Source organism: Streptococcus lactarius, assembly GCF_016642265.1.
Classification (GTDB): domain Bacteria; phylum Bacillota; class Bacilli; order Lactobacillales; family Streptococcaceae; genus Streptococcus; species Streptococcus lactarius.
In genome coordinates, this window is the sequence record NZ_MRXX01000006.1 from 70,018 (window position 1) to 95,957 (window position 25,940).

Annotated in this window: 28 protein-coding genes; 24 read left to right on the forward strand and 4 right to left on the reverse strand. The window is 41.6% G+C overall.

Annotated features, from left to right (window positions below):
• Nucleotides 1-41: 41 nt before the first annotated feature.
• Nucleotides 42-929 (reverse strand): YitT family protein, encoded by an 888-nt coding sequence (locus tag BTU61_RS04885; protein WP_200772580.1) that lies wholly within the window; start codon nt 927-929, stop codon nt 42-44.
• A 149-nt stretch (nt 930-1,078) separates the two neighbouring features.
• Here BTU61_RS04885 and tmk point away from each other — a divergent pair, with 149 nt between their 5' ends.
• From tmk to BTU61_RS04925, 8 genes are all read left to right on the forward strand, one after another.
• Complete coding sequence (gene tmk / locus BTU61_RS04890) at nt 1,079-1,717, forward strand: dTMP kinase (RefSeq protein WP_200772581.1); 639 nt, start codon at nt 1,079-1,081, stop codon at nt 1,715-1,717.
• Complete coding sequence (locus BTU61_RS04895) at nt 1,714-2,607, forward strand: DNA polymerase III subunit delta' (RefSeq protein ID WP_200772582.1); 894 nt, start codon at nt 1,714-1,716, stop codon at nt 2,605-2,607. Before tmk ends, BTU61_RS04895 begins: the two co-directional genes overlap by 4 nt.
• Before the next feature lie 9 nt (nt 2,608-2,616).
• A complete protein-coding gene (gene yabA / locus BTU61_RS04900; protein WP_187540340.1) occupies nt 2,617-2,937 on the forward strand; it encodes a DNA replication initiation control protein YabA in 321 nt (106 codons plus the stop codon).
• Between the two features lie 2 nt (nt 2,938-2,939).
• The gene (rsmI, locus tag BTU61_RS04905; RefSeq protein ID WP_200772584.1) at nt 2,940-3,797 is read left to right on the forward strand and encodes a 16S rRNA (cytidine(1402)-2'-O)-methyltransferase; all 858 of its coding nucleotides are present in this window, start codon (nt 2,940-2,942) and stop codon (nt 3,795-3,797) included.
• Nucleotides 3,798-3,814: 17 nt separating this feature from the next.
• Nucleotides 3,815-4,396, forward strand: a complete 582-nt coding sequence (locus tag BTU61_RS04910; RefSeq protein ID WP_200772586.1) for a GNAT family N-acetyltransferase — start codon at nt 3,815-3,817, stop codon at nt 4,394-4,396.
• Complete coding sequence (locus BTU61_RS04915) at nt 4,380-4,871, forward strand: methylated-DNA--[protein]-cysteine S-methyltransferase (protein WP_200772588.1); 492 nt, start codon at nt 4,380-4,382, stop codon at nt 4,869-4,871. Before BTU61_RS04910 ends, BTU61_RS04915 begins: the two co-directional genes overlap by 17 nt.
• Nucleotides 4,872-4,876: 5 nt before the next feature.
• Nucleotides 4,877-5,230: an arsenate reductase family protein gene (locus BTU61_RS04920; protein WP_200772680.1), complete on the forward strand. Its 354-nt coding sequence runs from the start codon at nt 4,877-4,879 to the stop codon at nt 5,228-5,230.
• 84 nt (nt 5,231-5,314) lie between these two features.
• Nucleotides 5,315-6,856, forward strand: a complete 1,542-nt coding sequence (locus tag BTU61_RS04925; protein ID WP_200772589.1) for an ABC-F family ATP-binding cassette domain-containing protein — start codon at nt 5,315-5,317, stop codon at nt 6,854-6,856.
• Between the two features lie 312 nt (nt 6,857-7,168).
• Here the strand turns inward: BTU61_RS04925 and BTU61_RS04930 are convergent, their stop codons facing one another.
• Nucleotides 7,169-7,993 carry a peptidylprolyl isomerase gene (locus BTU61_RS04930; protein ID WP_200772590.1) on the reverse strand — a complete coding sequence of 275 codons (825 nt, stop codon included), beginning with the start codon at nt 7,991-7,993 and terminating at the stop codon, nt 7,169-7,171.
• Nucleotides 7,994-8,215: 222 nt separating this feature from the next.
• Between BTU61_RS04930 and BTU61_RS04935 the strand changes: the two genes are divergently transcribed.
• From BTU61_RS04935 to BTU61_RS04970, 8 genes are all read left to right on the forward strand, one after another.
• Entirely contained in the window at nt 8,216-9,256 is a 1,041-nt protein-coding gene (locus BTU61_RS04935; RefSeq protein ID WP_200772591.1) for a hypothetical protein, read from the forward strand.
• 178 nt (nt 9,257-9,434) lie between these two features.
• The gene (locus tag BTU61_RS04940; RefSeq protein WP_200772592.1) at nt 9,435-10,199 is read left to right on the forward strand and encodes a hypothetical protein; all 765 of its coding nucleotides are present in this window, start codon (nt 9,435-9,437) and stop codon (nt 10,197-10,199) included.
• Between the two features lie 69 nt (nt 10,200-10,268).
• Complete coding sequence (locus BTU61_RS04945) at nt 10,269-11,153, forward strand: hypothetical protein (protein WP_200772593.1); 885 nt, start codon at nt 10,269-10,271, stop codon at nt 11,151-11,153.
• Nucleotides 11,134-12,018 carry a hypothetical protein gene (locus tag BTU61_RS04950; RefSeq protein ID WP_200772594.1) on the forward strand — a complete coding sequence of 295 codons (885 nt, stop codon included), beginning with the start codon at nt 11,134-11,136 and terminating at the stop codon, nt 12,016-12,018. The genes BTU61_RS04945 and BTU61_RS04950 overlap by 20 nt, the downstream gene beginning before the upstream one ends.
• Nucleotides 12,011-12,514: a hypothetical protein gene (locus tag BTU61_RS04955; RefSeq protein WP_200772595.1), complete on the forward strand. Its 504-nt coding sequence runs from the start codon at nt 12,011-12,013 to the stop codon at nt 12,512-12,514. Before BTU61_RS04950 ends, BTU61_RS04955 begins: the two co-directional genes overlap by 8 nt.
• Nucleotides 12,515-12,666: 152 nt before the next feature.
• Entirely contained in the window at nt 12,667-15,030 is a 2,364-nt protein-coding gene (locus BTU61_RS04960) for a DNA translocase FtsK (RefSeq protein ID WP_200772596.1), read from the forward strand.
• Nucleotides 15,031-15,091: 61 nt separating this feature from the next.
• Nucleotides 15,092-15,478, forward strand: coding sequence for an SMU1112c/YaeR family gloxylase I-like metalloprotein (gene gloA2 / locus BTU61_RS04965; RefSeq protein WP_200772597.1), 387 nt, complete (start codon nt 15,092-15,094; stop codon nt 15,476-15,478).
• 8 nt (nt 15,479-15,486) lie between these two features.
• The gene (locus BTU61_RS04970) at nt 15,487-17,805 is read left to right on the forward strand and encodes an HAD-IC family P-type ATPase (RefSeq protein ID WP_200772598.1); all 2,319 of its coding nucleotides are present in this window, start codon (nt 15,487-15,489) and stop codon (nt 17,803-17,805) included.
• Nucleotides 17,806-17,854: 49 nt separating this feature from the next.
• On the opposite strand, the gene BTU61_RS04975 is transcribed toward BTU61_RS04970, so the two are convergent.
• On the reverse strand, nt 17,855-18,703 hold the full coding sequence (locus BTU61_RS04975; protein WP_187540368.1) for a helix-turn-helix domain-containing protein: 849 nt from the start codon (nt 18,701-18,703) through the stop codon (nt 17,855-17,857).
• A gap of 83 nt (nt 18,704-18,786) precedes the next feature.
• Here BTU61_RS04975 and BTU61_RS04980 point away from each other — a divergent pair, with 83 nt between their 5' ends.
• Nucleotides 18,787-20,373, forward strand: coding sequence for an ATP-binding cassette domain-containing protein (locus BTU61_RS04980; RefSeq protein WP_200772599.1), 1,587 nt, complete (start codon nt 18,787-18,789; stop codon nt 20,371-20,373).
• Between the two features lie 94 nt (nt 20,374-20,467).
• Here the strand turns inward: BTU61_RS04980 and BTU61_RS04985 are convergent, their stop codons facing one another.
• The gene (locus tag BTU61_RS04985; protein ID WP_049472904.1) at nt 20,468-20,812 is read right to left on the reverse strand and encodes a DUF3397 family protein; all 345 of its coding nucleotides are present in this window, start codon (nt 20,810-20,812) and stop codon (nt 20,468-20,470) included.
• 160 nt (nt 20,813-20,972) lie between these two features.
• On the opposite strand from BTU61_RS04985, the gene rplK reads away from it, so the two are divergent.
• The 7 genes from rplK (at nt 20,973) to BTU61_RS05020 (ending at nt 25,913) form a co-directional block, all read left to right on the forward strand.
• Nucleotides 20,973-21,398 (forward strand): 50S ribosomal protein L11, encoded by a 426-nt coding sequence (rplK, locus tag BTU61_RS04990; RefSeq protein ID WP_003005369.1) that lies wholly within the window; start codon nt 20,973-20,975, stop codon nt 21,396-21,398.
• A 97-nt stretch (nt 21,399-21,495) separates the two neighbouring features.
• Nucleotides 21,496-22,185, forward strand: a complete 690-nt coding sequence (gene rplA / locus BTU61_RS04995) for a 50S ribosomal protein L1 (RefSeq protein ID WP_187540372.1) — start codon at nt 21,496-21,498, stop codon at nt 22,183-22,185.
• A gap of 162 nt (nt 22,186-22,347) precedes the next feature.
• Nucleotides 22,348-23,079 carry a UMP kinase gene (gene pyrH, locus BTU61_RS05000; RefSeq protein WP_187540374.1) on the forward strand — a complete coding sequence of 244 codons (732 nt, stop codon included), beginning with the start codon at nt 22,348-22,350 and terminating at the stop codon, nt 23,077-23,079.
• A gap of 19 nt (nt 23,080-23,098) precedes the next feature.
• Entirely contained in the window at nt 23,099-23,656 is a 558-nt protein-coding gene (gene frr, locus BTU61_RS05005; RefSeq protein WP_187540376.1) for a ribosome recycling factor, read from the forward strand.
• 99 nt (nt 23,657-23,755) lie between these two features.
• Complete coding sequence (gene cvfB / locus BTU61_RS05010) at nt 23,756-24,610, forward strand: RNA-binding virulence regulatory protein CvfB (RefSeq protein ID WP_200772600.1); 855 nt, start codon at nt 23,756-23,758, stop codon at nt 24,608-24,610.
• A 10-nt stretch (nt 24,611-24,620) separates the two neighbouring features.
• Entirely contained in the window at nt 24,621-24,836 is a 216-nt protein-coding gene (locus tag BTU61_RS05015) for a YozE family protein (protein ID WP_003005127.1), read from the forward strand.
• Nucleotides 24,837-24,914: 78 nt separating this feature from the next.
• Nucleotides 24,915-25,913 (forward strand): PhoH family protein, encoded by a 999-nt coding sequence (locus BTU61_RS05020; protein ID WP_200772601.1) that lies wholly within the window; start codon nt 24,915-24,917, stop codon nt 25,911-25,913.
• Nucleotides 25,914-25,940: the final 27 nt, after the last annotated feature.

Genomic DNA, 25,940 nt, shown 5'->3' on the forward strand with positions numbered 1-25,940 from the left:
TAACGAATGACCGATTTCTATCCCACTCTCTGTTTTTTTATTTAACGAACGATGGGTTGTTTCTGTTCGTCTAAGGTGAAACCTTCGCCAAGAATTTCATGGGCTTCTGTAATGGTGATGAAGGCAAATGGATCGATTTTACTGATGATATCTTTCATTTGCTTCATTTCATTCCGAGAAACCACGCAATAGATGATATTTAAATCTTTGCGGCTATAGTAGCCCATTCCTCGAATAAAAGTAACTCCACGGTCGAGATCTTTGGTGACTTTTTGGGCAATCTCTTCTGGTTTGGCAGTTACAATGAGGAAGCCTTTGCCGGCAAAACCACCCTCTCCAATCAAGTCAATGACCATGGTGTCAATAAGAATAAAGAAGAGTGTGTACATGGCTGTTCGAACATCCTTAAAAACAATGACAACTGTAAGGAGGACAAGCGCATCTACTATTAACATCAGTTTTCCCATTGAGAGGGAAGTGTATTTATTAAAGATGCGAGCGAGGATATCGGTTCCCCCAGTAGTTCCTCCAGCATTAAAGATGATACCAAGACCAAGACCAAGCATAACCCCTGAAGCGATACAGGCAAGGAGGATATCTCCTTTGAAGGCTTGAAAGATGAAACGATGGTAGTGGTGGCTGATGGGGATTGCCTCAAAAATAGCCATCCAAGCAGAAACTGAAAAAGTTCCAATGAGGCTCAAATAAAGAGAATTCTTACCTAGTAATTTCCAAGCGAGAACAAACAAAGGAATATTGATTAGTAAGTTCATCAGGGATACGGGGATTTTAAAGAGATAATAGGTGATCAAGGTAATCCCAGTAACTCCACCTTCATAAAAGTGAAATGGAATCACAAGGAAATAGATCCCAAATGAAAAAATACCGGCACCAAGAATGATCGCCAGAATATTTTTGAGTTTAAACATGATAGTTCATCTCCTAAAACTTTATAAGAATATTGTATCAAAAATGTGAAAAAATGAAAATGTATTTGAAACATTTTCTATCCTTAAATGCAAGATTTTTACCCTTATTTTTGGTAAAATAAAAAGAAGAAAGTCAGAAAGAGGTCATTATGGTAAACGGTACATTAATTTCATTCGAAGGTCCAGAAGGAGCGGGAAAATCATCGATCCTCGAAGCCATCTTACCTCTATTGGAAGAAAAAGGAATTCCTTATATCACTACGCGTGAGCCAGGTGGGGTCGACATTGCTGAAAAGATCCGTCAGGTTATTTTGGATCCAGACCATACTAGTATGGACGCTAAGACGGAGTTATTGCTCTATATTGCCAGTCGACGCCAGCATTTGGTGGAACGAGTTTTGCCGGCGCTTGCTGCTGGGAAGGTCGTTTTGATGGATCGCTTTATTGACAGTTCGGTGGCTTATCAAGGCTATGGACGTGGTCTGAGTGTGGAGGACATCGAGTGGCTCAATCAATTTGCGACCGATGGACTCAAACCTGATCTGACCCTCTACTTTGATTTGGATGTGGAAGAAGGCTTAGCTCGGATTGCTCGAAATCAAGAGCGGGAAGTCAATCGTTTAGATCTGGAAGGACTAGAGCTTCATTATAAGGTAAGAAAGGGCTATCTAGCCTTAGCTGAAAAAGAGCCAGAGCGTATTGTGAAGATTGATGCCAGTCAATCTTTTGAGACCGTCTTGGCAGATGTCCTGACGATTCTAGAAAAACGCTTGGGGACTCTAAAATGAAGCTAGAAGAGATGAAACAGCTTCAGCCAGAATTGGTTGATCGCTTCACCCATATTTTAGAGAATGGACATCTTAGCCATGCCTATCTCTTTACAGGCTCTTTTGCCAGTTTTGAGATGGCTCTCTTTTTGGCTCAAAGCCAGTTTTGCGAAGACTTGCAAGGAGTCTGGCCTTGTGGCAAATGCCGGTCCTGTCGCTTGATTGCGGATGAGGAATTCTCAGATGTCAAGATCGTGCGTCCAGTTAATCGAGTCATTAAAACAGAGCGGATTCGTGCCCTGGTGCAAGATTTTTCACAGTCCGGATTTGAAGGGAGTCGTCAGGTCTTTATCGTCCAAGATGCGGACAAGATGCATACCAATGCGGCCAATTCCCTCCTGAAAGTTATGGAAGAACCTCAGAGTGAGATCTATCTCTTTTTGTTGACCTCTGATGAAAATCTAATCCTCCCCACCATCAAGAGTCGTGCCCAGCAGGTTCATTTTCCCAAAAATCAAGCCTATTTGACAGAGCTTTTGGAAAAAGAAGGTTTGGTTAAATCGCAAGCAAGGTTGGTGGCTCGTTTTAGTTTTAGCCTCGAGGAAGCAGAACTACAAAAAAAGAATGCCTCATTTTTTGAATTGGCAAAAGTTTGCGAGCAGTTCATAGACCGTTGCCAATCTAGTCACAATCGCGCCTATTTGGAAGTGACCCGCCTAGTGAGTTTGACAGATGATAAGGAAAAACAAAGCCAGGCTTTTCGATTGATGGAGTTGGCTTTAGAAGAGCAGTTGCGCTTGAGTCGCGCCCAGCAATTGTTAGAGAAATTAAGCCTGGCTCGCAAGATGTGGAGGGCCAATGTTCCGTTTCAAAATGCTCTGGAATATATGGTTTTGAGCTTAGAAAGTTAAGGAGACAGAATGAATAAAAAAGAATTATTTGATGCTTTAGACGGCTTTTCACAGAATTTGCTGGTCACCTTGGCTGAGGTCGAAGCTATCAAGAAAAATTTAAAAGAAGTGATCGAAGAAAATACAGCTCTTCGTCTAGAAAATGACAAATTGAGAGAGCGCTTGGGGGAAGTTGAAAAGACTTCATCGGCTAAATCTCAACACCATGGTCGTGAAAATTTGCAACGAATTTACAATGATGGTTTTCACATTTGCACCTATTCCTATGGTCAACGCCGTGAGAACGATGAAGAGTGTATGTTTTGTGACGAGTTGTTATTTAGGGAGTAAGCATGCAGATCCAACGAAGTTTTAAAGGGGAAAAGAAAACAGGGGTCCTCTACCTAGTCCCAACACCGATCGGTAACCGCGAGGATATGAGTTACCGCATGGTCCAGACCTTAAAGGATGTGGACTTGATCGCAGCTGAGGATACCAGAAATACAGGTCTCTTGCTCAAGCATTTTGAGATTGGGACTCCCCAGACTAGCTTTCATGAGCATAATGCCCAGGAGAAAATTCCAGATCTGATCGCCCATTTAGAATCTGGAAAAGATTTGGCACAGGTCTCAGATGCAGGACTCCCTAGTATCTCTGATCCTGGTCATGATTTGGTCAAGGCAGCGATTGAACGCGAGATTCCTGTCGTAGCTGTTCCTGGTCCAAGTGCAGGGATTACAGGCTTGATTGCCAGTGGCCTAGCACCACAACCCCATATTTTTTATGGATTTCTACCTCGCAAAGAGGGGCAACAAAAAGCCTTTTTCCAAGAAAAAGTGGCCTATCCGGAGACCCAGATTTTTTATGAGTCGCCTCATCGGGTGAAAGCAACCTTAGAGAATATGTTGGCTGTCTATGGGGATCGTCCGGTTGTCTTGGTTCGTGAATTGACCAAGATCTACGAAGAATATACTCGTGGCAGCATTTCAGAGTTAGTCGCATTTCTTGAAGAAAATCCCCTCAAAGGGGAGTGCCTCTTGATCGTCGAAGGAGCCAAGGAAGAAGATCTAGACCTAGAAGAGGTAGACTTAATCCAAGAGATCGATGCTTTGGTCAAAGACGGCATGAAGAAAAATCAAGCCATTAAACAGGTCGCCAAACATTATGGCCTACAAAAGAGTGAGCTCTATGCTCAGTACCACCAAGAATAAGAAAGGACAGGTGCAGGATGGAAATTAGAATGGCTTATCCCAATGAGATCCAACGAATTATGGAAATCATCCAAGATGCTAAGGAAAGCCTGGCTCAAAGACAGGTTGATCAGTGGCAGGATGGTTATCCAGATGAAGAGATCATTTTTGAGGATATTCTAGAAAGTCGTGGCTATGTAGCCGTTGAAGATCAGGAAGTCGTCGCCTATGCAGCCGTCCACAAGGGAAATGAAGCAGCCTATAATGAGATTTACGATGGCAAGTGGGAGCATGACAACTATATGTATATCACGTTTCACCGTGTCGCTGTGGCCAAAGAAGCTGCTGGGAAAGGGGTGGCTCAGACCTTCCTTCAAGGCTTGATCGAAGGAGAAAAAGGGCCTGATTTCCGTTGCGATACGCATCCGGATAATCTGGTCATGCAACATTTGCTTGAAAAATTGGGTTACCACTATTGTGGAAAGGTCCCAATTGATGGCGTCCGTCTGGCTTATCAAAAGATCAAACGAAAAGCAGAAACCAGTTTATTCCAAGTGGTCTCAGAAGAGGACCGCTGGGACCAAAGAGCAGAAGCAGCCTCCAATGACTCTTTATCTTAAACAATTCTATGAAAGCCCTATGGGACTTCTTTCGATCATTGTCAGTAAAGAAGGCCTTGTAGAACTTGATTTTTATGATCCGAAAGAGGAGGAGTCTGATCCCTACGGGGCGCTGGAGCAGTTCCATCCCTACCATGAGAAGGTGAAGGAGTGGTTGGACCATTATTTTGCAGGGGATCCGATTGCCATCAGCTTTCCACTAGCACCGCAAGGGACAGCCTTTCAAGAGCGGGTATGGCAGTTATTGCGAGAGATCCCCTATGGTGAGACCAAAACCTATGGCCAGCTTGCCCAGGATCTTTCTTGTGGTTCAGCCCAAGCAGTGGGACAAGCTGTTGGACGCAATCCCTTGACAATTTTAGTCCCTTGTCACCGTGTGATGGGAAAAAATGGAGAATTGACAGGCTATGCGTCTGGACTCGATCGTAAACGCTGGCTCTTACAACACGAAGGAATTACCTGGAAGGAGAAATGAAATCGATGTATACCTTTATTGAATACCCAAAATGTTCGACTTGTCGAAAGGCTAAATCAGAATTGGACGGTCTCAAATGTGAGTTTCAAAGCCAAAATATTGTTACAGAAACACCGACTAGCAAAGAATTGCAAGACTGGATGGCAGCATCTGGCCTACCAATCAAGTCTTTCTTTAATACTAGCGGGATAAAATACCGGGAACTCGGTTTGAAAGATAAGGTGGATCAACTGACAGTGAAAGAAGCAGCGGATCTTTTGGCTAGCGACGGTATGTTGATCAAGCGCCCCCTACTTGTCAAAGACGGAAAAGTGGTTCAAGTAGGCTACCGGAAACCATACGCAGACTTAGGTTTGTAAGAGAAAAGGGAGTTGGGCTCCCTTTTCATTTTGCAGTGAAGATGATATAATCATACGAGTGAAATCAATGAAAGAGAGTCAAGCATGAGTATTTTAGAAGTGAAAAATTTGAGTCACGGTTTTGGGGATCGTGCGATTTTTGAGGATGTGTCCTTCCGTTTGCTAAAGGGAGAGCATATCGGTCTGGTCGGGGCCAATGGTGAAGGAAAATCGACCTTCATGAGCATTGTGACAGGCAAGATGTTGCCTGATGAAGGAAAGGTCGAGTGGTCTAAGTATGTGACCGCTGGTTACCTAGACCAACACGCTGTCCTAAAAGAAGGACAAACGGTGCGCGATGTCTTGCGGACAGCTTTTGATGAGTTGTTCACAGCAGAAGCTCGGATCAATGACCTCTATATGGCCATGGCAGAAGACGGAGCTGATGTTGATGCTCTCATGGAAGAGGTTGGAGAACTCCAAGAGCGTCTAGAAAGTCGTGATTTTTATACCTTGGATGCCAAGATCGATGAAGTGGCGCGGGCTCTTGGGGTCATAGATTTTGGGATGGAGACGGATGTGACTTCCTTATCAGGTGGGCAACGGACCAAGGTCCTCTTGGCCAAACTCTTACTAGAAAAACCTGATATCTTGCTACTAGACGAGCCGACCAACTACTTGGATGCAGAGCACATTGATTGGCTCAAGCGCTATTTGCAAAATTATGAAAATGCCTTTGTCCTCATTTCCCACGATATTCCTTTCTTGAACGATGTGATCAATATCGTCTACCATGTAGAAAATCAGCAGTTGACTCGCTATTCAGGAGACTACTACCAATTCCTTGAAGTCTATGAAATGAAGAAGTCGCAATTAGAAGCTGCTTATGAGCGTCAGCAAAAAGAGATTGCTGATTTGAAAGATTTCGTAGCCCGTAATAAGGCGCGTGTGGCTACACGGAATATGGCTATGTCTCGTCAGAAGAAGCTGGACAAGATGGAACTCATTGAACTGCAAAGTGAGAAACCAAAACCCTCTTTTGACTTTAAAAATGCCCGGACTCCAGGACGCTTTATCTTCCAGGCTAAGGAGCTCCAGATTGGGTATGACCGTCCTTTGACCAAGCCTTTGAACTTGACCTTTGAGCGCAATCAAAAGGTAGCCATCATTGGTGCCAACGGGATTGGGAAAACCACTCTCTTGAAGAGTCTTTTAGGAATCATCCCACCGATCGCTGGGGAAGTAGAACGTGGAGATTACCTAGAACTTGGCTATTTCGAGCAAGAGGTCGAAGGGGGCAATCGTCAGACACCGCTTGAAGCAGTCTGGAATGCCTTTCCAGCTCTCAACCAAGCAGAGGTTCGTGCAGCCCTTGCCCGCTGTGGGTTGACCACCAAGCATATCGAGAGCCAAATTCAGGTCTTATCCGGTGGAGAGCAAGCTAAAGTACGTTTCTGTCTCCTCATGAACCGTGAAAACAATGTCTTGGTCTTGGACGAACCAACCAATCACTTGGATGTGGATGCTAAAGATGAATTGAAACGGGCCCTGAAAGAATACAAGGGATCGATCCTGATGGTTTGCCACGAGCCAGATTTCTATGAAGGTTGGATGGATCAAATCTGGGACTTTAATGAATTAACGTAAACACAAAAAGAGAAACTTGTCTCGCTTTTTAGAATGAAGAAATTTTGTTGTTTACATAAAGCGGCACAAGTAATTCAAAAGATCAAAATGATTCTATTTTTAAATTTAGTCGAGTAATGACCGAAACTTTCCGCCGTGAGAAAAGTGCCTGAAACCGATTTGTTTCAGGCACACGGAATTATTGAGACCTTAGGCTCAATAATTAGTCATGGAACTTCGCAGAAGTTCGCTGACGTCCGTACTCACCTAAGGAAAGTTTCTAAGAAAAATTTATATTTGATAGAAAAAGAGAACCGTGCGGTTCTCTTTTCATTATTTCTTGAAATTATAGTCTTTTAAGATCTCGATTTTTTCAATCTTGATATCTGTTTTTGGTTTGTCCTTATTATCGGTTTCGGCAGCTGCGATTTTATCCACCACATCCATGCCATCGATCACTTGGCCAAAGACAGTGTAGTTGCCACCATCAAGGGTTGGATTTCCACCATTTTTATAAGCATCGATGATCTTAGCTGGGAAGCGGTCAGTCGGGAGCTTGCTAGAAATATCTTCCTTATTTTGGTTGATATAGAATTGACTACCGTTGGTATTTGGACCAGAATTGGCCATGGCAAGGGCTCCACGAAGATTGTAAAGGTATGGAGAATACTCATTCTCAAAACCAGTACCTGAATCTTTAGATTTGTCTTTGCCCTTCCAGATGGATTCGCCACCCGTACCGTCTCCTTTAGGGTCACCCGTTTGGATCATAAAGTTGTTGATGACACGGTGGAAAAGTAAGCCATTGAAGTAACCTTCTTTTGCATGGGTCAAGAAGTTCTCAACTGCAAGTGGGGCATATTTAGGGAAGAGCTTCACAGTAATATCCCCTTCAGTTGTCGTGATTTTAACCTCTGCTTCGTCTTCAGCCACGTCAGTTGATAGTTGTGGGAAGACCGCATTTTCATTTGTCATGGCATCGTTAAAATCTTTGCGCAGTTGTTCTAATTTCTTTTGATCTTTTTCACTAGAACTAGAAGTTGATGTCTGCTCGGTCTTTTCTTTGCTTGAGCTTGAAGAGCTAGCGTCTGTCTTATTGGACGAACAAGCTGTCAAAGCCAAGCCAGAAAATAATAGTAGGGCGATTAATTTTTTCATATTCTTCCTTTCCAACATCGTTGTCTTCCTCTATTGTACCTTAATTTTGCGATACTTTCAAATTTAGACGGAAATCTCTATTCACTAGAATCGGTTAAAGATTGACAACGCTTGATAAATCACTAATTAAGAAGGAAGTTGCATATAGATGGATAATTCGGTATGATGGGAGGTGCTTTTAGAAATGTGAAATAGATTTTTTATTGAGGAAGAACGTCATAAATGAAACAACCACGTAAATTTTATATTTACTCGAGAAGTTCACTGTATTTTTTGATCTTTATGGCAATGTCGATGCTCATCGCTGTCATCCAATTACTGATTGAAGATAATTTTTTTGAAAACTTAAAAGTATTATTTGCTACTTGTTTACTTCTTGTGACAGTTGGATGGATTTCTTTTTCATCGATGGGAAGACTAATCGTTAAGAAATCGGAAATAGTGGTAGATCGCAATTTCAAGCGCTATCGTCTAGATCCATTAACCATTGTGGTCCGTTTAGGAGAAAAGGACTCGACGCGAGGGATCACCCATTATCCAATTTATGTGGAAGGAAAGGTCATGGGGCATGGGACTTCTGGTCGTTCAATTACACTGAAATTCCTTGGTACGAAACGAAAAAATAAAGAATTACTGAAGTATTATCAAGAGCATCTTCAAGCCCAAGTAGAAGCAAATATAGCTCTTGAGCAGGAGCCTACGGAAGTGGACTTTGAACAAATTGTATTAGCATCGAAGGATCGACAACAATTCCCTTTACACGATTTGGTTGAATTCGGTGCAGATCAAGGGAATCTAGAAAAAACCGTATTTTATTCCCCTGAGGAGAATCAGCTATATGTCGGAAAAAGTGTTCCGTTTCCCATTATATTTACTCCGAGCACCGTATCTTTTTATGGTATTTATCTGTTAACGGATCGATTATCCTTTCATGGGCTCATTCCACTAGTGCTATCGTTCGGATTGATGTTTGTCATCGCTATATGGCAATTGAAACACAGAAAACAAAAATATACAGTGAATGTCATTCCTTATGAAATACCTGAGCATTATTTTCAAGTACAGAAGTCAAATGGATTGAAAACCTATTTGCTAATTCTTGTTTTTGGACTCATCACCTTAGGATTATCCATCTTATATCTTACCTTCGGAAGCTTTCTGTTATTGTTTATAAGTTTTTTGATGTGGTATTTCTTTGTTTTATTAACATTATGTGGTCAATTCAAGAAAACACACTATTTAAAAATTTTGGAAAAGAAATAGTTTTCTTAATCCTTTAAAGCAATATTCACCCGTAAGGGTGTTTTCTTTTTGGAGTAAATCACTAATTAAGAAGGAAGTTGCATATAGGGATGAAATCCGGTATGATGGGAGATAAGTTGTTTTGTTGGAAAATGAACGAATTCCCTCAAAAATCGTATCATGAATGGGAGGATACAAATTGGATTATAAAGCACTACGCAAAAACTATAGACTCTATATTAGATCTGCTGGCTTGTTAGCAATGCTTCTGATTATTTGCATTGGTTTCGTGGTCAGAGATACTCTTCTTCAGACTGCTGGTCTCTTATTGGTCCTTGCAGGCTTGTTTTTATTCATCCAATTGCTTAAGAAGAGCTACACCAACAAGTGCAACACCTTGCTGCATGTAGACTTAGATTTAGCTTTTTGGCAGCAATACCTTCAGTTGAACAAGAATGTGAAAAAGCCCATTTTACAGATAGATATGAAGCTAACATCGGTCGCCTATTCTTTTATGATGGGAGATTTCGATGCTGTCATAAAGGAAGCTAGAGAAGCAATCAATCAGACGGATTATCCACAGAAATATACGAACTTTTTTGAAAGTTATCTAATGCGATCAACGGTCCTGACAGATCCTGATTTGTCTAGAGAAGAGCTAGAGGCTCAGTTAAATGGATTGACCATTACAGACCCTACACTGGCTGAGAAAACAAAAGAGGTCTGTTTCGCTCTTTATGATTTAACCATTGCGCACCAAAGCAATGATTATTTTGAAGACTTAAGCAATGACTTCAAGTACCAGCAGTTGGAAATCATCTACTACCAAGCCTTGAATGCCACTCTTAAAGGAGATAAGCATAGAGCAAATGATCTCTTTCACAAGTTAGTCTCAGAAGATGAGTCGCTCTATATCGTTCGAAAGGCTCAACAATACTTGAAGGATGAAGACAGTCATCTGTAAATCCTCCAATCGAAATAGAGATTAATTGAAAGAGCCTGAAAAAATATAAGGAGTTATTGGAAGATAAGAATGAAGAAATCAATCTTTAGGGGCAGTTTTTATGAGAGCCGTCGTTTGCGTCATGATGGTTTTATCGATTATATGGTCAAGGACACAAATAGTCGCAAAATCTACACAAAGCCATTTAGTATTGCGAGGAAACTATTTTCATTTATGGGCATACTGTTCATGTTTGGATTTTCTGCATTAATGGAGTCGGAAATTCATCATCCTGATCCTGATGCACCATTTGATACCTGGGGGATCAATTTCTATCCACTTTGGCTGTTTTTCTTGTGCTGGTTTTTGTGGTTTCTTGCTTGTAGAAAAAATCTGCGTAGAAAATATGATGCAAAGATTCCTTATACTAGTATCTTGAATTCGAATCTGTATCTGATTTGGTTGGTATTTGTCTTAAATCTGTTTTTTATCACATTTATAGGTAAATACCTTACGATTTTGGGATTGTTACTATTCTATGTTCTTACTGGAATCATATTGTTTATGATTATCCAATCTAGAATGAAATCGCTAAAAACTCGTCTTTATGGAGTGCAGGATCCTAGTGCAACTGCCAAACAGCAAAAGTTCATCGAAGTCATTACTGGATTAGGTGGGTTAATAGTAGTAGGTTGGTTAGCTCTAAAATTTCTTTTCCCCCAAGTTGGGGAAGTGAAAGCTGATTTTTTAGGAACCATATCATTTATAGGAATGGTATTTTTTGGAAATATTATCACTTTGGGTATGTTAGTAGTGATGATGTTACCATATTCACTGTATGGTTATTATCGAAATAAATATTCAGAGGAATATCGCGAGTTCGAAGGAAAATCGCTGGAAGAGTGGTATGGGAAGAAGTACTTGAACAAACACAAGGAGTTATTGAAAGATAAGAATGAAGAAATCAATCTTTAAAGCTAGTTTTGAAGAGAGTTTAAATATACAGGATGATAGCTTTGTACAATATCAGACTAGCGATGTTTTTTCTAAGCTAGAAAAATATTATAAAGAGGGAAAAGCTACAATAAGTTTACATATCTGGAATCTGATCGGGGTTATGATTGGTCCAATATTTTTAAATTTTATGATTTTTGTTTTTTCACTTTCCTTGCATGATTCTGATTCCAAGGATTTAAGATTCCCTATTTCAGGATCCCCAATATTGACAGCCGATGTTTATTTAATTTGCTTTTTACTTTGGTTATTTATTATATTGGTTGGAAAAGGACTGAAAAGGGCCTACATACTACCTTATCGTAATCATTTTCACGTTTTAACTTATATTGTTTGGTTAGGTCTTGAATTTAACCTTCTAATGATTGATATTTGTTTATCAATTCTATCTGTCTGGGTCATTATTGGTATTTTAGTATGTACGTTTATTTTATCTCTTTTTATGGTCTCTTTTGAAATCAACAGCATCAGGGAAACGATGTATGGAGAAAGGAATGAACCTACTCTTCATAGCAAAATATCTAAAAAGATAATAACTTATGGAGGAGGTGTTTTAGGACTTGCTGTTATTACCAATTTTATATTAAAAAGTTTTTCTATTAATGTTTCAGATTCGATGGGAGTCTTGGGAGTTTTAACAATCTGGATTATAATGAATATTGCTTTTCTTTTTTTGCTGATTTTTATCGAATTTCCAACTTACTTACTGGCTTTCTACAAATGGAAATATCCTGAAGAATACCGCGAATGGGAAGGCAAGTCTTTAGAAGAGTGGTATGGGAAGAAGTACTTGAAGAGACACAAGGAGTTATTAAAAAATGGATAAGAATTTTAACGAGATGTCGTTTGATGAATTGAAATGTTACCGCAGAGAAGGTCTTTGGAGATCTTTGGGCTTATTACTGGTCATTATTTTTGTGATTACGGGAATGGTCCTTATGGATGTGAACCATGTTTCTCCGTCCAATCAGAATCGTTTTCGGGGTATTGGTTTGACAACGGTCATTGCGCTCTTTGGCTACATGAAGTCTCTGATGGCAGCAAATCGTGTGATGCGAGACCATCCGGATTGGATCAAGAAATCAGGTTTCCGAGCGAAAATTCCCTTGCCAATGGATTGGCATGCCAAAAGGCTTTGTGTCCTTGGAGCGAATCTCTTGGTGATTGGAGTAGGATTTGTCTCGTCATACAAACCACAAGTCCAACAGACAAATTTACAAGATCAAATTGATATCATTCAAATGGATAACGAATTAGAAAGAGAGCAAAAATTCGACCAAGTTCTAGATACCATCACACCGGAGAATAAAAAATCTGAGTAAGATCCATTTTGGAATTTGAACGTCATTGAACATCTTTCTAAACAGCTCTAAAGAACAGTGCCCACTCGGTGCTGTTTTTCTGCTTTCTGCTCTAAATTTTCGGAAATGATTTTACTAGAGAACTAGCTTAGAAATGTGGTATAATAAAGGTTATGGCAAACAATAATCAATCAAAAAAAACACGGTCGACGAGACGACTGTCCAAAGCAGAATTAGAAAGAAAAAAAGCGATTCATCGCATGATTACAACCATTCTCATCAGTCTGGTTTTAGTCTTTGCGGCCTTGAAATTAGGGGCTGTGGGAGTCTTAGCTTACAACCTGATCCGTCTTTTTGTCGGAAGTTTAGCTTATTTGGCTATTTTAGCGACCTTTTTCTACCTCTACGCTTTTAAATGGCTGGACAAACACGAGGGGATTATCTCAGGCTTTCTCAGCTTTTTTGTAGGGCTTCTCTTGATGTTTCAGGCCTTCTTTGTATCCTCCCTTCAATTAGACAATAATGGGGTCAAGGTCACCTTTTCAAGAATCATAGCAGACCTGCTTCACTTGAGGGTGGAGAGCTTTGCTGGTGGGGGTATAATCGGTGCCCTTCTCTATGCTCCGACTTCCTTCCTCTTTTCAAATATTGGCTCTTATTTTATTGGCCTTCTCTTTATCGGTTTGGGGATCCTCTTGATGAGCCCTTACTCCATCTATGACCTATTTGAAAAAGCTTCAGAAGCTATCCACGCTTCTATGGAAAAAAGAAAAGAGGTCCGTGAGCAGAAATTCCTTGAAAAAGAAGCGAGAGCTGCTGAGGAAGCTTCGGCTGCTGAAAGAGAGCAAAAAGAAGCAAGGGCAGACCTTTCAAGTCCTTTGTCAATGGAAGGGCATCCTGTAGATCCTGAAACGGGAGAGGTGTTGGCGGAAGAGCCGTTTACAGAGTCCTTCCCAGAAGCTGAGATTGTTGCACCAGCAACACCAGAGATCTATCTGCCAGATGAAGAATGGCCGGAAGAGCCTGAATCACACGAAGAACTTCCAGTAGCCCAAGAATTTGAAGACGATGGGGAGGAAGTTCAAGTAGATTTTACACCTAAGGAACTCCTTCAGTACAAGCTTCCAACCATTGATCTATTTTCGCCTGATAAGCCCAAAAATCAATCCAAAGAGAAAAACATCGTTCGCCAGAACATCCGCATTTTGGAAGAAACCTTTGCTAGCTTTAACATCAAGGCGACAGTGGAGCGGGCGGAAATCGGTCCTTCGGTTACCAAGTATGAAGTCAAGCCAGCTGTCGGTGTGCGGGTTAACCGCATCTCCAACCTTGCAGATGATTTGGCCCTAGCCTTGGCAGCCAAGGATGTGCGAATCGAAGCGCCGATTCCAGGGAAGTCTCTGGTCGGGATTGAAGTGCCCAACTCTGAGATTGCGACGGTTTCCTTCCGTGAATTGTGGGAGCAGTCGAAGACAGACCCAGCTAAACTCCTTGAGATTCCTCTTGGGAAAGCTGTAGATGGTTCAGCTCGGACCTTTGATTTGGCCCGAATGCCTCACCTCTTGGTAGCTGGTTCGACCGGATCTGGTAAGTCGGTTGCGGTTAATGGGATTATTTCGAGTATCTTGATGAAGGCCCGTCCGGACGAAGTCAAATTTATGATGGTCGATCCTAAGATGGTGGAGCTTTCTGTTTACAATGATATTCCTCACCTTTTGATTCCAGTGGTGACCAATCCACGCAAGGCTAGTCGGGCCTTGCAGAAGGTTGTCGATGAGATGGAAAATCGCTACGAGCTCTTCTCAAAAGTGGGGGCTCGGAACATTGCTGGCTTTAATGCCAAGGTTGCTGAGTACAATGCCCAGTCTGAGATGAAGCAAGTACCACTTCCATTGATTGTGGTCATTGTCGATGAGTTGGCAGACTTGATGATGGTCGCAAGTAAAGAAGTGGAAGATGCCATTATTCGCCTTGGACAAAAGGCGCGTGCAGCAGGGATCCATATGATCCTTGCGACCCAACGGCCATCGGTTGACGTTATCTCAGGTTTGATCAAGGCCAATGTGCCTTCTCGTGTTGCATTTGCGGTATCATCCGGGACTGACTCACGGACCATCTTGGATGAAAATGGAGCAGAGAAATTGCTCGGTCGTGGAGACATGCTCTTTAAACCGATTGATGAAAACCACCCGATTCGTCTGCAAGGCTCCTTTATCTCAGATGATGATGTGGAGCGGATTGTCAACTTTGTCAAGGAGCAGGCAGAAGCCGATTATGATGATGCCTTTGATCCAGGCGAAGTATCCGAGTCAGACTTTGACGGAGGCATGGGTGGCTCTGATGAAGGCGATCCTCTCTTTGAAGAGGCCAAGGCGCTCGTGGTTGAAACTCAAAAAGCCAGTGCGTCGATGATTCAGCGTCGCTTGTCAGTTGGCTTTAACCGAGCGACTCGCCTCATGGAAGAGTTGGAAGCAGCCGGTGTGATCGGTCCTGCTGAAGGAACCAAACCTCGGAAAGTACTGCAACAATCAGTCTAGGGGGAAGAGGGCACTTGCCCCACTCCCTTTTCTTTTTATAGAAAATAGAAAGTAGGACCAGATGAAGTTAGACATGATTCATCATATTGCCATCATTGGACGGGATCGCGATGCCATGTTGCATTTCTATGTGGACCAGTTGGGCTTTGCGATTGTCAGTGAATATGACCGTCCTGAACGCGGAGATATCTTGATCAATCTCCGTCAGGGGCAATTGACTTTAGAACTTTTTATCAAACCAACGGCTCCAGAACGACCTAAGATCCCCTTGCCAGAGCATGCGGGGCTTCGTCATCTGGCCTTTAAAGTGGAGGATGTGGAGGCGTATCTAGCTAGATTGGATCAGCTAGGTATCGCAAACACAGGCCTTCGCTACGATGACTTTGATGGCAAGAAAATGGCATTTTTCTTCGATCCAGAAGGACTGCCCTTGGAAATACATGAGTGAGGAAAGCAATGAATAAATTAGAAGGACTCAGTCAGGAAGAAGTAGCAAAAAAGATCCAAGAGGGCAAGCAAAATAAGGTCACAATCAAGACAGAAAAAAGCCTAGGACAGATCATTCGAGACAATGTCTTTACCTACTTTAATCTGATTTTCCTGGTTTTGGCAGTCTTGCTTGTAGCTGTGAAGTCTTGGAACAATCTCTTGTTTGTCCCGATTGTCGTGGTCAACTCCTTGGTAGGAATTGTACAAGAAGTTCGCTCTAGACGGATCTTGCGTCAGATGCAATTTCTGCATATGAGTGAGGCGGTTGCTCTTCGCGAAGGCAAAGAAATTGCCCTCCCTATCGATCAGCTGGTGGAGGGCGATCTGGTTCGTTTTCAAGCTGGAGACCAAATCTATGCGGATGGGGTCTTATTGGAGGGCGACTTAAAAGTCGATGAATCGCAATTGACCGGTGAAGCGGATGAGGTCAAAAAAGGAGCGCAAGATGCGCTCATGTCAGGTAGCTTTGTGATTGCTGGTCAAGGACTGGCACGATTGGAAAAAGTGGGGAATGACTCCTACATCAACCAATTGAGCTTGGAAGCCAAACAAGTCAAGTCCCATGAGGAGTCTGATATGGTTCATGCGGTTAACCGCATCGTAGGGATCATTGGTCTCCTTATCATTCCTCTAGGTTCCCTCCTTTTTCTTAGGAGCTATATCAGCCTAGGTGACAGCCTTAAGCTCAGTGTGACTTCAACAGTCGGAGCCTTGATCGGGATGATTCCAGAAGGTTTGTACCTTTTGATGACCTTGGCGCTGGCTCTGGGTGCTGTCAGATTGGCCAAGGAAAAGGTTCTACTCAATAGCATGAAGGGGATTGAGACCTTATCGCGCGTGGATGTCCTTTGTGTTGATAAGACAGGGACCATTACAGAGCCTGGTATGGAATTGACAGAAATTCGTCCAGTTAAAGACGCTCAAGACATGGAAGCTCTAGCTCAGTATGTAGAAGCTAGCATGGATCAAAACGATACCATGGATGCGATCCGAAAATTTCACAAGACGCCAGTCAGCCGGCCTTGGAAGGCCCTGGACGTTCAGCCCTTTACGTCCAAGAAAAAGTATGGGGCCATTGCCTTTGAATCGGGGATCTATGTATTAGGCGCACCAGAATTTGTTTTACGAGAGAGCTTCTCTGAGCTTGAAAAAGAGATTACCCCAGCTACGCAGGCAGGTAATCGGGTCTTGGCCTTTGGAAAATATCGGGGAGAAGACCTTGGAGAGACGTTAGAGGCTCCTGTAGATTTGGTGGCCTGGATTATTCTCTCCAATCCTTTGAGAAAAAATGCCAAAGAAACCTTCGCCTACTTCAAACAACAAGGAGTGACCATTAAGGTCATTTCAGGGGACAACCCTGCTACCGTCTCAGCTATTGCACAAAAAGCAGGCATTGAAGGAGCAGAATATCTGATTGATGCCAGAACCTTGCGGACGGAAGAAGATTTGCACCAAGCGGCGAGTCAGTATACGGTCTTTGGTCGGGTGACACCAGAGCAAAAGAAAAGCCTTGTAGAAGGCTTGCAGGCAAAAGGACACAAGGTCGCTATGACCGGAGATGGTGTCAACGATATTTTAGCCTTAAAAACAGCGGATTGTAGTATTGCGATGGAATCTGGAAATGATGCGACCAAAAAGATGGCGCAAGTGGTCTTACTGGATTCTGACTTTGGAAAGATGCCGTCTATCGTGGCAGAAGGTCGCCGGGTGGTCAATAATATTCAGCGATCAGCTAGTCTCTTTTTGATCAAGAATATCTTCTCCATTTTGTTGGCCATCTCAGTGATGCTCTTAGCCTTTACCTATCCCATCATGCCCTCGCAGATGTCCTTGATCAGTGGCTTTACGATTGGGATTCCAGGATTCTTCTTGGCGCTTGAGCCTAACAGTGAGCGCATCAAGGGACGCTTTATCGAAACGGTCTTTAAACATGCCTTGCCTGCAGCCTTGACGGATTTTATACTGATCTTTAGTCTGGTTTTATTCTCTTCAGCATTTGGTATGAAATCGGAAGAGCTCTCGAGTGCAGCCATCTGCTTGATGGCCTTCGTCGGTTTTGCCATCATCTATCAAGAATCTCAGCCTCTCAATCACTACAAGAGACTGGTTCTTCTAGGAAATATCCTGGCTTTTATGGTATCAAGTAGTATTCTAGGAAAATTCTTTAACATGAGCCCCTTGAGGCTTCAAACGCTGCTTATCTGCGCCATCATGGCAGTTCTTGCTCTCGTCTTGATTCAAGTCTTCAAAAAATTAGTGGGCTGGTTTTTTCATCGGAAGAAATAAAAGAAAAGAGCAAAACAGATAAAATAGTTTCGATTGGATGACGATATTTTTACTGTTCAGTTAGTTCTAGAAAATAGGCATCCCATTCTTGTGCTTCGGATTTTGAAAGCAACAATGAAACCGAATGGATCACATCATTATGGAGAGATCTCCCTTGCTTTGGATCTTCCCAAATACTTTGATAGATGGCCTTTAATTCTAGTAAGTATAATTTTTGAAATGCAAAATAGTTAGGGAAATGTTTTTCGAATAGAAGTGTTAGCAGTTGTTTGCTAGCACTTTTTTCTTTTCTACTGATTAAGACAGATACTAAATTTAAAATCGTATCGATTTTGATTCGATCTAGATTGTTCTTAAGTTTGTCCGGTGTATTTTCCAAAATTGTATCCGTAAAGAGAACAATAGCCTCAGTTGTGAAATAGGAGACCACACTTCCCATTAACCCAATGTCAAGATTGGTCCAATAATCTAATGAAAAAAAGTAATCCGTCAGTTCATTTATTGCCTGCTGTGAAACGGTTTTGTGCTGTTTTTCTGCAATGATAATCTCTAAAACGAGGGAGAGGATGTGGTAAATGTATTGATGCTTTGAGATCGCTAATTCTTGCAAATCATTTTTTATTTGAAGAAGTGATGGCCAATCCGAGTTTTCCATTGCCTCATCCATTCGTTTTTTCAAGGTTAAAAACTCAGCACTATGGAAATCACTCCAATCAAAGATCTCATTAATCTCCACAATCATGTACCCCAATAATTGAAGCAATATATCATTGGATAGATTGGTTTTCCCATTTTCAAAATCAGAAATACTCGAAGCAGAACCAGCGATATTCCCAAGTTCTCTTAAGGAGATTTTTCTTTGTTTTCGAATTAATTTAAATTTTTCTCTAATGTCCATTTGTTCGGATTTCCGTAATTTTTCATATACTATTTTTTTATATTATATACTATATCTATAAAAAGGGAAAGGAGAAAAATAAGATGCAAGTCATTCTAAAAAGTTTATCTAAATGGAAATTGATGTTGTATGTTCTATTTGCTGTTTTGTACTCACTTCAAGGGCTTTTGTTATCGTTTATTATTCAGTTTGCAGGTGAAATTAATCCGCGAGATAAGGGAGCCTTACTTGTCTTTGGTATAGGAGGAATTGCTCTATTTGTATTGATCTATGCATGTATGTATATAGATAATCTTCTAGTTCGATCGATCATCAAAGAATTCAACATATTGATCTCAGAGAAAACTTTAACCTACTTTCATCTAAAAAAATTAGAGTATACAGAGGCAGAGTTAAACTCATTTTTAACACAGGATATTCCGATGTTTTGGCAAGAATTTTTGACTCCTATGCTCATTTATCCAGTATTTGGCTTATCCATTCTAGCATCTATAGTCTATCTCATCATGCAGAACTTTTTTATTGGTTTTCTCTTTACAATAGGTGGTTTCTTGATGATCATTCCTCAGTTTGTATTTAACAAACTCCTACAAAAACGTGGGGAAGAGCTAAGTAAGGCAAGAAAGAAAAGTTTATCAAGTATCACCGATTTCAGCAAAGGAATTCAAACCATCCAAAGCAATCAAGCCGGAACTGAATTTTCTCAACATGTTCTGAAAGAAATTAGTGAAACGGAGCATCAACAATATACCTACTATACAACACACAATTTAGTCATGTTTTGGACGGGTCCTTTAAAAGGATTAGGACTGATTGCCCCCTTGTTAACGGGTTTATTGCTTCTTCCTTCTACGACCCTGTCTCTGACAACCCTCATCGCCATGATGACGGCTTCTATGAATCTAATTTCCCCTTTGCAACAATTATTAGAAATGACCTCTAATTTGCAAGGATCAATGGTTGTCAAAAAGAAAGTTGTGTCGATTTTGAAAATGCCTGAAGTGGATGAGACGACAACCATTTTAGAACCTTTGGCAGAAAAGCTCAGTATTCAGATCGATGATTTAACAAAGACATTTGGAGATCATTTGATCTTTAGAAATACAAACCTGACGATTGCTGCTTGTCAGAAAGTACTGCTCACGGGTGCCAGTGGCAGTGGTAAAACTTCCCTGTTTCACTTATTATGTGGAGAAGATAAGGAATATAGTGGAAGTATTGAGTTGATAGATAGAAAAGGAAAATCTTGCTATCCTTCTTACGACAGGGTCAATCTCATTCATCAAAAACCTTATCTATTTAAGGGGACTGTAAAAGAAAATTTGACCCTATTTCAGGAGTTTTCAGATGACCAACTTCAAAAAGCTTTAGAATCCGTTCATCTTTGGGACGAATTAGCTGGTGATTTAGGGTATCAAGTAGATCCACAGAATTTATCTGGAGGACAAATGATGAAACTAGAATTGGCAAGGTGTATTCTCCGACCAAAACCCATTTTATTAGCCGATGAGGTGACAGCAGCATTGGATGAAACAAATGCAAGAGAGATTCGAAAAATATTGGCTCAACAAAAGTGTACCTTGATAGAAATAGCTCATAAATACCAGAAAGAAGATTACGATTCTATTTATCAGATTGTCGATCATAAAATTGTAAAAATGAATCATTAACAATGGTAAAGACTTACTAGTTCATTCAAATCGTCGTAGTTGGTTAAAAAAAGATACCACCTTGAAATGAAGCAAGATGGTATCTTTTTCAGTATTAGATAAACAAACTAGCAGTTAGGATCAGATAGAGCAAGAAGGTAACCAAAAATCCAGCACGCCAGAAATATTTGATAAATTTAGGGTAATAAAAGCTCTTTTTCTTTTTTAAGAAATAAACCGTTAGTCCCAAGGCTAAAAGCGAAAGGCTTAAAGCTAGCAGCGGTAAGAGGCTGTGATAAAAGGCGCTGTCTGAGATCAGGTAGTACTCCAAGGCAAATAAAGGAAAGGCAATATCGGTGGATCGCCATCCTCTTTTTTGAAGCTTAAAGAGGTGGACAATGATACCGCTCAGAATCAGCGTTAAAAAAATAAATAATACAGAAGCAACTTTGATTAACATAGCTTCATTCTATCATAAAACGGAAAAAAAGTTTACTATATTTTGATTTTTTCTTGCAAAAAATAAGAAATCGTGTATAATAGAAAGGTATGCACAAAGCATACTTGTGGGAGGTAAAAATCTGTAATTACCGCCAAAACCACAAAGGAGGATTTAAGAAATGGCTAAAAAAGTCGAAAAACTTGTAAAATTGCAAATCCCTGCTGGTAAAGCTACTCCAGCTCCACCGGTTGGTCCAGCGCTTGGTCAAGCAGGTATCAACATCATGGGATTCACTAAAGAGTTTAACGCTCGTACAGCTGATCAAGCTGGTATGATCATCCCAGTTGTCATCACTGTTTATGAAGACAAATCATTCGATTTCGTTACAAAAACACCACCAGCTGCTGTTCTTTTGAAAAAAGCTGCAGGTGTTGAAAAAGGTTCAGGTACACCGAACAAAACGAAAGTTGCAACTGTAACTCGTGCACAAGTACAACAAATCGCTGAAACTAAGATGCCAGATTTGAACGCTGCAAACATTGAGTCTGCAATGCGTATGATCGAAGGTACTGCTCGTTCTATGGGATTCACTGTTACTGACTAATTGTAACAATCCTATTTGCCCGCAATACACTTGATCAAATGACGAGTGACGTGGGAGATGAAAATCGATATGACCACATTACAAGGAGAAAGATAAAATGGCTAAAAAAAGCAAACAACTTCGTGCTGCTCTTGAAAAAATCGACAGCACAAAAGTCTACAGCGTAGAAGAAGCTGTAGCTCTTGCAAAAGAAACTAACTTTGCAAAATTTGACGCAACTGTAGAAGTTGCTTATAACTTGAACATTGACGTGAAAAAAGCTGACCAACAAATCCGTGGAGCAATGGTATTGCCAAACGGTACTGGTAAAACAGCTCGCGTTCTTGTATTTGCACGTGGTGCAAAAGCTGAAGAAGCAAAAGCTGCTGGCGCAGACTTCGTAGGTGAAGATGACCTTGTTGCGAAAATCAACGATGGTTGGTTGGACTTCGACGTAGTTATCGCTACACCTGATATGATGGCTCTTGTTGGACGTCTTGGACGTGTCCTTGGACCTCGTAACTTGATGCCAAACCCTAAAACTGGTACAGTAACAATGGATGTTGCGAAAGCAGTTGAAGAGTCTAAAGGTGGTAAAATCACTTACCGTGCTGATAAAGCAGGTATCGTTCAAGCCATCATCGGTAAAGTTTCATTCGATGATACTAAATTGGTTGAAAACTTCAAAGCTTTCAACGATGTTATCCAAAAAGCAAAACCAGCTACAGCTAAAGGTACTTACGTAACTAGCTTGACTTTGACAACAACTCAAGGTCCTGGTATCAAAGTGGATGTTAACTCGCTTTAATGAAAATGAAAAGCTGCCTTCGGGTAGCTTTTTTGTTGCCATTTTCTCTTTAGGATGGTTGATAAGATTAGTCGGAGGGAAAAACAAAAATTTTAATAGATAGGACTATATAAAAAGCGTAATTTATGGTAAAATAATACAGATCAAAAAAGGAGAGAGAAAATGGTAGAACCTAAGTATAAACGTATCTTAATCAAGCTATCTGGTGAAGCCCTTGCTGGCGAACGTGGCGTCGGAATCGATATCAAAACTGTCCAAAATATGGCCCAAGAAATCAAGGAAGTTCACGAACTTGGAATTGAAATTGCCTTGGTGATCGGTGGTGGAAACCTTTGGCGTGGAGAACCTGCTGCTGAAGCAGGGATGGATCGCGTCCAAGCAGACTACACAGGAATGCTTGGGACTGTCATGAATGCTCTTGTGATGGCTGATTCGCTTCAACAAGTTGGCGTGGATACTCGTGTTCAAACAGCGATTGCCATGCAACAAGTCGCAGAACCTTATATCCGTGGTCGTGCCCTTCGTCACCTTGAAAAAGATCGGATCGTGATCTTTGGCGCAGGGATCGGTTCTCCTTATTTCTCAACAGATACGACCGCAGCTCTTCGTGCAGCTGAGATTGAAGCAGATGCTATTCTTATGGCGAAAAATGGGGTTGATGGTGTTTACAACGCCGATCCGAAGAAGGACAAGACAGCTGTGAAATTTGAGGAATTGACTCACCGTGATGTCATCAACAAAGGTCTTCGAATTATGGACTCAACGGCCTCCACGATCTCCATGGACAACGACATTGATTTGGTTGTCTTTAATATGAACGAACCAGGCAATATCAAACGAGTTGTCTTTGGTGAAAATATCGGTACAACCGTATCAAATAACGTAGAAAAATAATAGAAAATAGAGGAAAATTATGGCAAACCCAATCGTAGAAAAAGCAAAAGAAAGAATGACCCAGTCTCACCAAAGTTTGGGACGTGAATTTGGTAGCATCCGTGCTGGACGTGCAAATGCTAGTCTTTTGGACCGTATTTTCGTAGAATACTACGGAGTAGAGACTCCATTGAACCAATTGGCATCTATCACGATTCCAGAAGCGCGTGTCTTGTTGATCACACCATTTGATAAATCATCTTTGAAAGACATCGAGCACAGCATCAATGCTTCTGACCTTGGAATCACTCCAGCCAACGATGGATCTGTTATCCGCTTGGTCATTCCCGCTTTGACAGAAGAAACTCGTCGTGACTTGGCAAAAGAAGTGAAAAAAGTGGGCGAAAGTGCCAAAGTAGCGATCCGTAATATCCGCCGTGATGCGATGGACGAAGCCAAGAAACAAGAAAAAGCAAAAGAAATCACAGAAGATGAATTGAAAGGTCTTGAAAAAGAGATCCAAAAGGTAACGGATGATGCGGTCAAACATGTAGATGAAATGACAGCTCACAAAGAAAAAGAATTGATGGAAGTTTAATCCATCCTAACCATTACAGGAAAGAAAGACTCAGTTGGCACTGCTGGCTGGGTTTTATTTCCATTATTCTTGTGAAGAGGCAAGAGGAAAGAAGGAAACATGAATACGAATCTAGCAAGCTACATCATGGGAATGGTCATTGATGAAAATGATCGCTTCTATTTTGTTCAAAAAGATGGCCAGACCTACGCGCTTGATAAAGCAGAAGGTTCGCATCAAGTTGGAGAAAGTGTCAAGGGCTTTGCCTATACCGATATGAAGCAAAAGCTCCGACTCACGACACTTGAAGTCACAGCAACTCAAGAAAGCTTTGGCTGGGGGACGGTCACAGAAGTGCGCAAGGATCTGGGAGTCTTTGTGGATACAGGGCTACCAGATAAGCAGATCGTTGTCTCATTAGATATCCTACCTGAGATGAAAGATCTATGGCCCAAGAAGGGCGATCGTCTCTATATTCGTTTAGAAGTTGATAAGAAAGATCGTATTTGGGGGATCTTGGCCTATCAGGAAGATTTCCAGCGTTTGGCTCGTCCAGCTTACAACAATATGCAAAACCAAAACTGGCCAGCCATTGTCTATCGCTTGAAATTGTCTGGGACCTTTGTTTACCTTCCAGAGAACAATATGCTAGGCTTTATTCACCCGAGTGAGCGCTATGCAGAACCCCGCTTAGGACAAGTCCTAGATGCCCGGGTCATTGGATTTCGTGAGGTAGATCGGACCTTGAACTTGTCGCTGAAGCCACGCTCCTTTGAAATGTTGGAAAACGATGCCCAAATGATTTTGACCTATTTGGAAGCCAATGGAGGCTTTATGACCTTGAATGATAAATCCTCTCCAGAAGAGATCAAGGCAACTTTTGGGATTTCAAAAGGCCAGTTCAAAAAGGCTTTGGGTGGTTTGATGAAGGCGAAAAAAATCAAGCAAGACCAATTTGGAACAGAGATCATCTAAGAGGAGGCTTATGAGAAAATCATTTTATACTTGGCTGATGACAGAGCGCAATCCCAAAAGCAATGCGCCTAAGGCCATTTTAGCGGATTTGGCTTTTCATGAGTCTGCTTTTCCTAAGCATACAGATGACTTTGATGAAGTCAGTCGCTATCTAGAAGAGCATGCTAGCTTTTCCTTTAATCTTGGCGATTTTGATGCCATTTGGGAAGAATACCAAGCCCACTAGAAAAGGACAGGTCGAGGATGGTTTTTTCTCGGCCTCTTTGCTATAATAGAAAAAAACACAGGTAGAGAGGTTCTTTTTTTGCAAGAACATTCAGTTGAAATTACATTAACGCATCCAGACGATCTCTTTCATTTGTTTGGATCCAACGAACGCCATCTTCGTTTGATGGAGCAAGAATTTGGGGTGACTATTCACGCCCGGACAGAAATCGTCCAAATCATTGGGGAAGAAGAAAGCTGCGAGCAGGTTCGTCAAGTCATCCAAGCTCTCTTGGTCCTCGTCAACCGCGGCATGACCATTGGAACGCCAGATGTGGTGACCGCTATTACCATGGTGAGAAATGGGGAATTGGATAAGTTCATCGCTCTCTATGAAGAAGAGATTATCAAGGATAGTTTCGGCAAGCCCATTCGGGTTAAAACACTTGGCCAAAAGATCTATGTCGATAGTGTCAAAAGTCATGATGTGACCTTTGGAATCGGACCAGCGGGGACAGGGAAAACCTTCCTAGCTGTGACCTTAGCCGTGACCGCCCTCAAGCGTGGTCAGGTCAAGCGCATTATTTTGACACGGCCAGCTGTAGAAGCAGGAGAAAGCCTTGGTTTCCTTCCAGGGGATCTCAAGGAAAAAGTCGACCCTTATCTCCGTCCAGTCTATGATGCTCTTTACCAAATCCTGGGGAAGGACCAAACCACTCGGATGATGGAGCGCGAGATTATCGAGATAGCGCCTTTGGCCTATATGCGGGGGCGGACCTTGGACGATGCCTTTGTCATTCTCGATGAAGCGCAAAATACTACCATCATGCAGATGAAGATGTTTCTGACCCGTCTTGGTTTTAACTCCAAGATGATTGTCAATGGAGACACCAGCCAGATCGACCTTCCGCGAAATGTGAAATCCGGTTTGATTGATGCTCAGGAGAAATTGAAGAACATTTCTCAAATTGACTTTGTGCATTTCTCTGCCAAGGATGTTGTGCGCCATCCAGTCGTCGCAGAAATTATTCGGGCCTATGAGCCAATCCCAAATCCAGTGCTCAAAGAAAAACCGAATGTGGAAGAAGAAACGGAATAAAAGAAGAGGCAAAGATCAGAGGATCTT

Bases quoted from the DNA above. Each gene is read 5' to 3' on its own strand.
- BTU61_RS04885 (WP_200772580.1), bottom strand. From the start codon at position 929: ATGTTTAAACTCAAAAATATTCTGGCGATCATTCTTGGTGCCGGTATT.
- tmk (WP_200772581.1), top strand. From the start codon at position 1,079: ATGGTAAACGGTACATTAATTTCATTCGAAGGTCCAGAAGGAGCGGGA.
- BTU61_RS04895 (WP_200772582.1), top strand. From the start codon at position 1,714: ATGAAGCTAGAAGAGATGAAACAGCTTCAGCCAGAATTGGTTGATCGC.
- yabA (WP_187540340.1), top strand. From the start codon at position 2,617: ATGAATAAAAAAGAATTATTTGATGCTTTAGACGGCTTTTCACAGAAT.
- rsmI (WP_200772584.1), top strand. From the start codon at position 2,940: ATGCAGATCCAACGAAGTTTTAAAGGGGAAAAGAAAACAGGGGTCCTC.
- BTU61_RS04910 (WP_200772586.1), top strand. From the start codon at position 3,815: ATGGAAATTAGAATGGCTTATCCCAATGAGATCCAACGAATTATGGAA.
- BTU61_RS04915 (WP_200772588.1), top strand. From the start codon at position 4,380: ATGACTCTTTATCTTAAACAATTCTATGAAAGCCCTATGGGACTTCTT.
- BTU61_RS04920 (WP_200772680.1), top strand. From the start codon at position 4,877: ATGTATACCTTTATTGAATACCCAAAATGTTCGACTTGTCGAAAGGCT.
- BTU61_RS04925 (WP_200772589.1), top strand. From the start codon at position 5,315: ATGAGTATTTTAGAAGTGAAAAATTTGAGTCACGGTTTTGGGGATCGT.
- BTU61_RS04930 (WP_200772590.1), bottom strand. From the start codon at position 7,993: ATGAAAAAATTAATCGCCCTACTATTATTTTCTGGCTTGGCTTTGACA.
- BTU61_RS04935 (WP_200772591.1), top strand. From the start codon at position 8,216: ATGAAACAACCACGTAAATTTTATATTTACTCGAGAAGTTCACTGTAT.
- BTU61_RS04945 (WP_200772593.1), top strand. From the start codon at position 10,269: ATGAAGAAATCAATCTTTAGGGGCAGTTTTTATGAGAGCCGTCGTTTG.
- BTU61_RS04950 (WP_200772594.1), top strand. From the start codon at position 11,134: ATGAAGAAATCAATCTTTAAAGCTAGTTTTGAAGAGAGTTTAAATATA.
- BTU61_RS04955 (WP_200772595.1), top strand. From the start codon at position 12,011: ATGGATAAGAATTTTAACGAGATGTCGTTTGATGAATTGAAATGTTAC.
- BTU61_RS04960 (WP_200772596.1), top strand. From the start codon at position 12,667: ATGGCAAACAATAATCAATCAAAAAAAACACGGTCGACGAGACGACTG.
- gloA2 (WP_200772597.1), top strand. From the start codon at position 15,092: ATGAAGTTAGACATGATTCATCATATTGCCATCATTGGACGGGATCGC.
- BTU61_RS04970 (WP_200772598.1), top strand. From the start codon at position 15,487: ATGAATAAATTAGAAGGACTCAGTCAGGAAGAAGTAGCAAAAAAGATC.
- BTU61_RS04975 (WP_187540368.1), bottom strand. From the start codon at position 18,703: ATGGACATTAGAGAAAAATTTAAATTAATTCGAAAACAAAGAAAAATC.
- BTU61_RS04980 (WP_200772599.1), top strand. From the start codon at position 18,787: ATGCAAGTCATTCTAAAAAGTTTATCTAAATGGAAATTGATGTTGTAT.
- BTU61_RS04985 (WP_049472904.1), bottom strand. From the start codon at position 20,812: ATGTTAATCAAAGTTGCTTCTGTATTATTTATTTTTTTAACGCTGATT.
- rplK (WP_003005369.1), top strand. From the start codon at position 20,973: ATGGCTAAAAAAGTCGAAAAACTTGTAAAATTGCAAATCCCTGCTGGT.
- rplA (WP_187540372.1), top strand. From the start codon at position 21,496: ATGGCTAAAAAAAGCAAACAACTTCGTGCTGCTCTTGAAAAAATCGAC.
- pyrH (WP_187540374.1), top strand. From the start codon at position 22,348: ATGGTAGAACCTAAGTATAAACGTATCTTAATCAAGCTATCTGGTGAA.
- frr (WP_187540376.1), top strand. From the start codon at position 23,099: ATGGCAAACCCAATCGTAGAAAAAGCAAAAGAAAGAATGACCCAGTCT.
- cvfB (WP_200772600.1), top strand. From the start codon at position 23,756: ATGAATACGAATCTAGCAAGCTACATCATGGGAATGGTCATTGATGAA.
- BTU61_RS05015 (WP_003005127.1), top strand. From the start codon at position 24,621: ATGAGAAAATCATTTTATACTTGGCTGATGACAGAGCGCAATCCCAAA.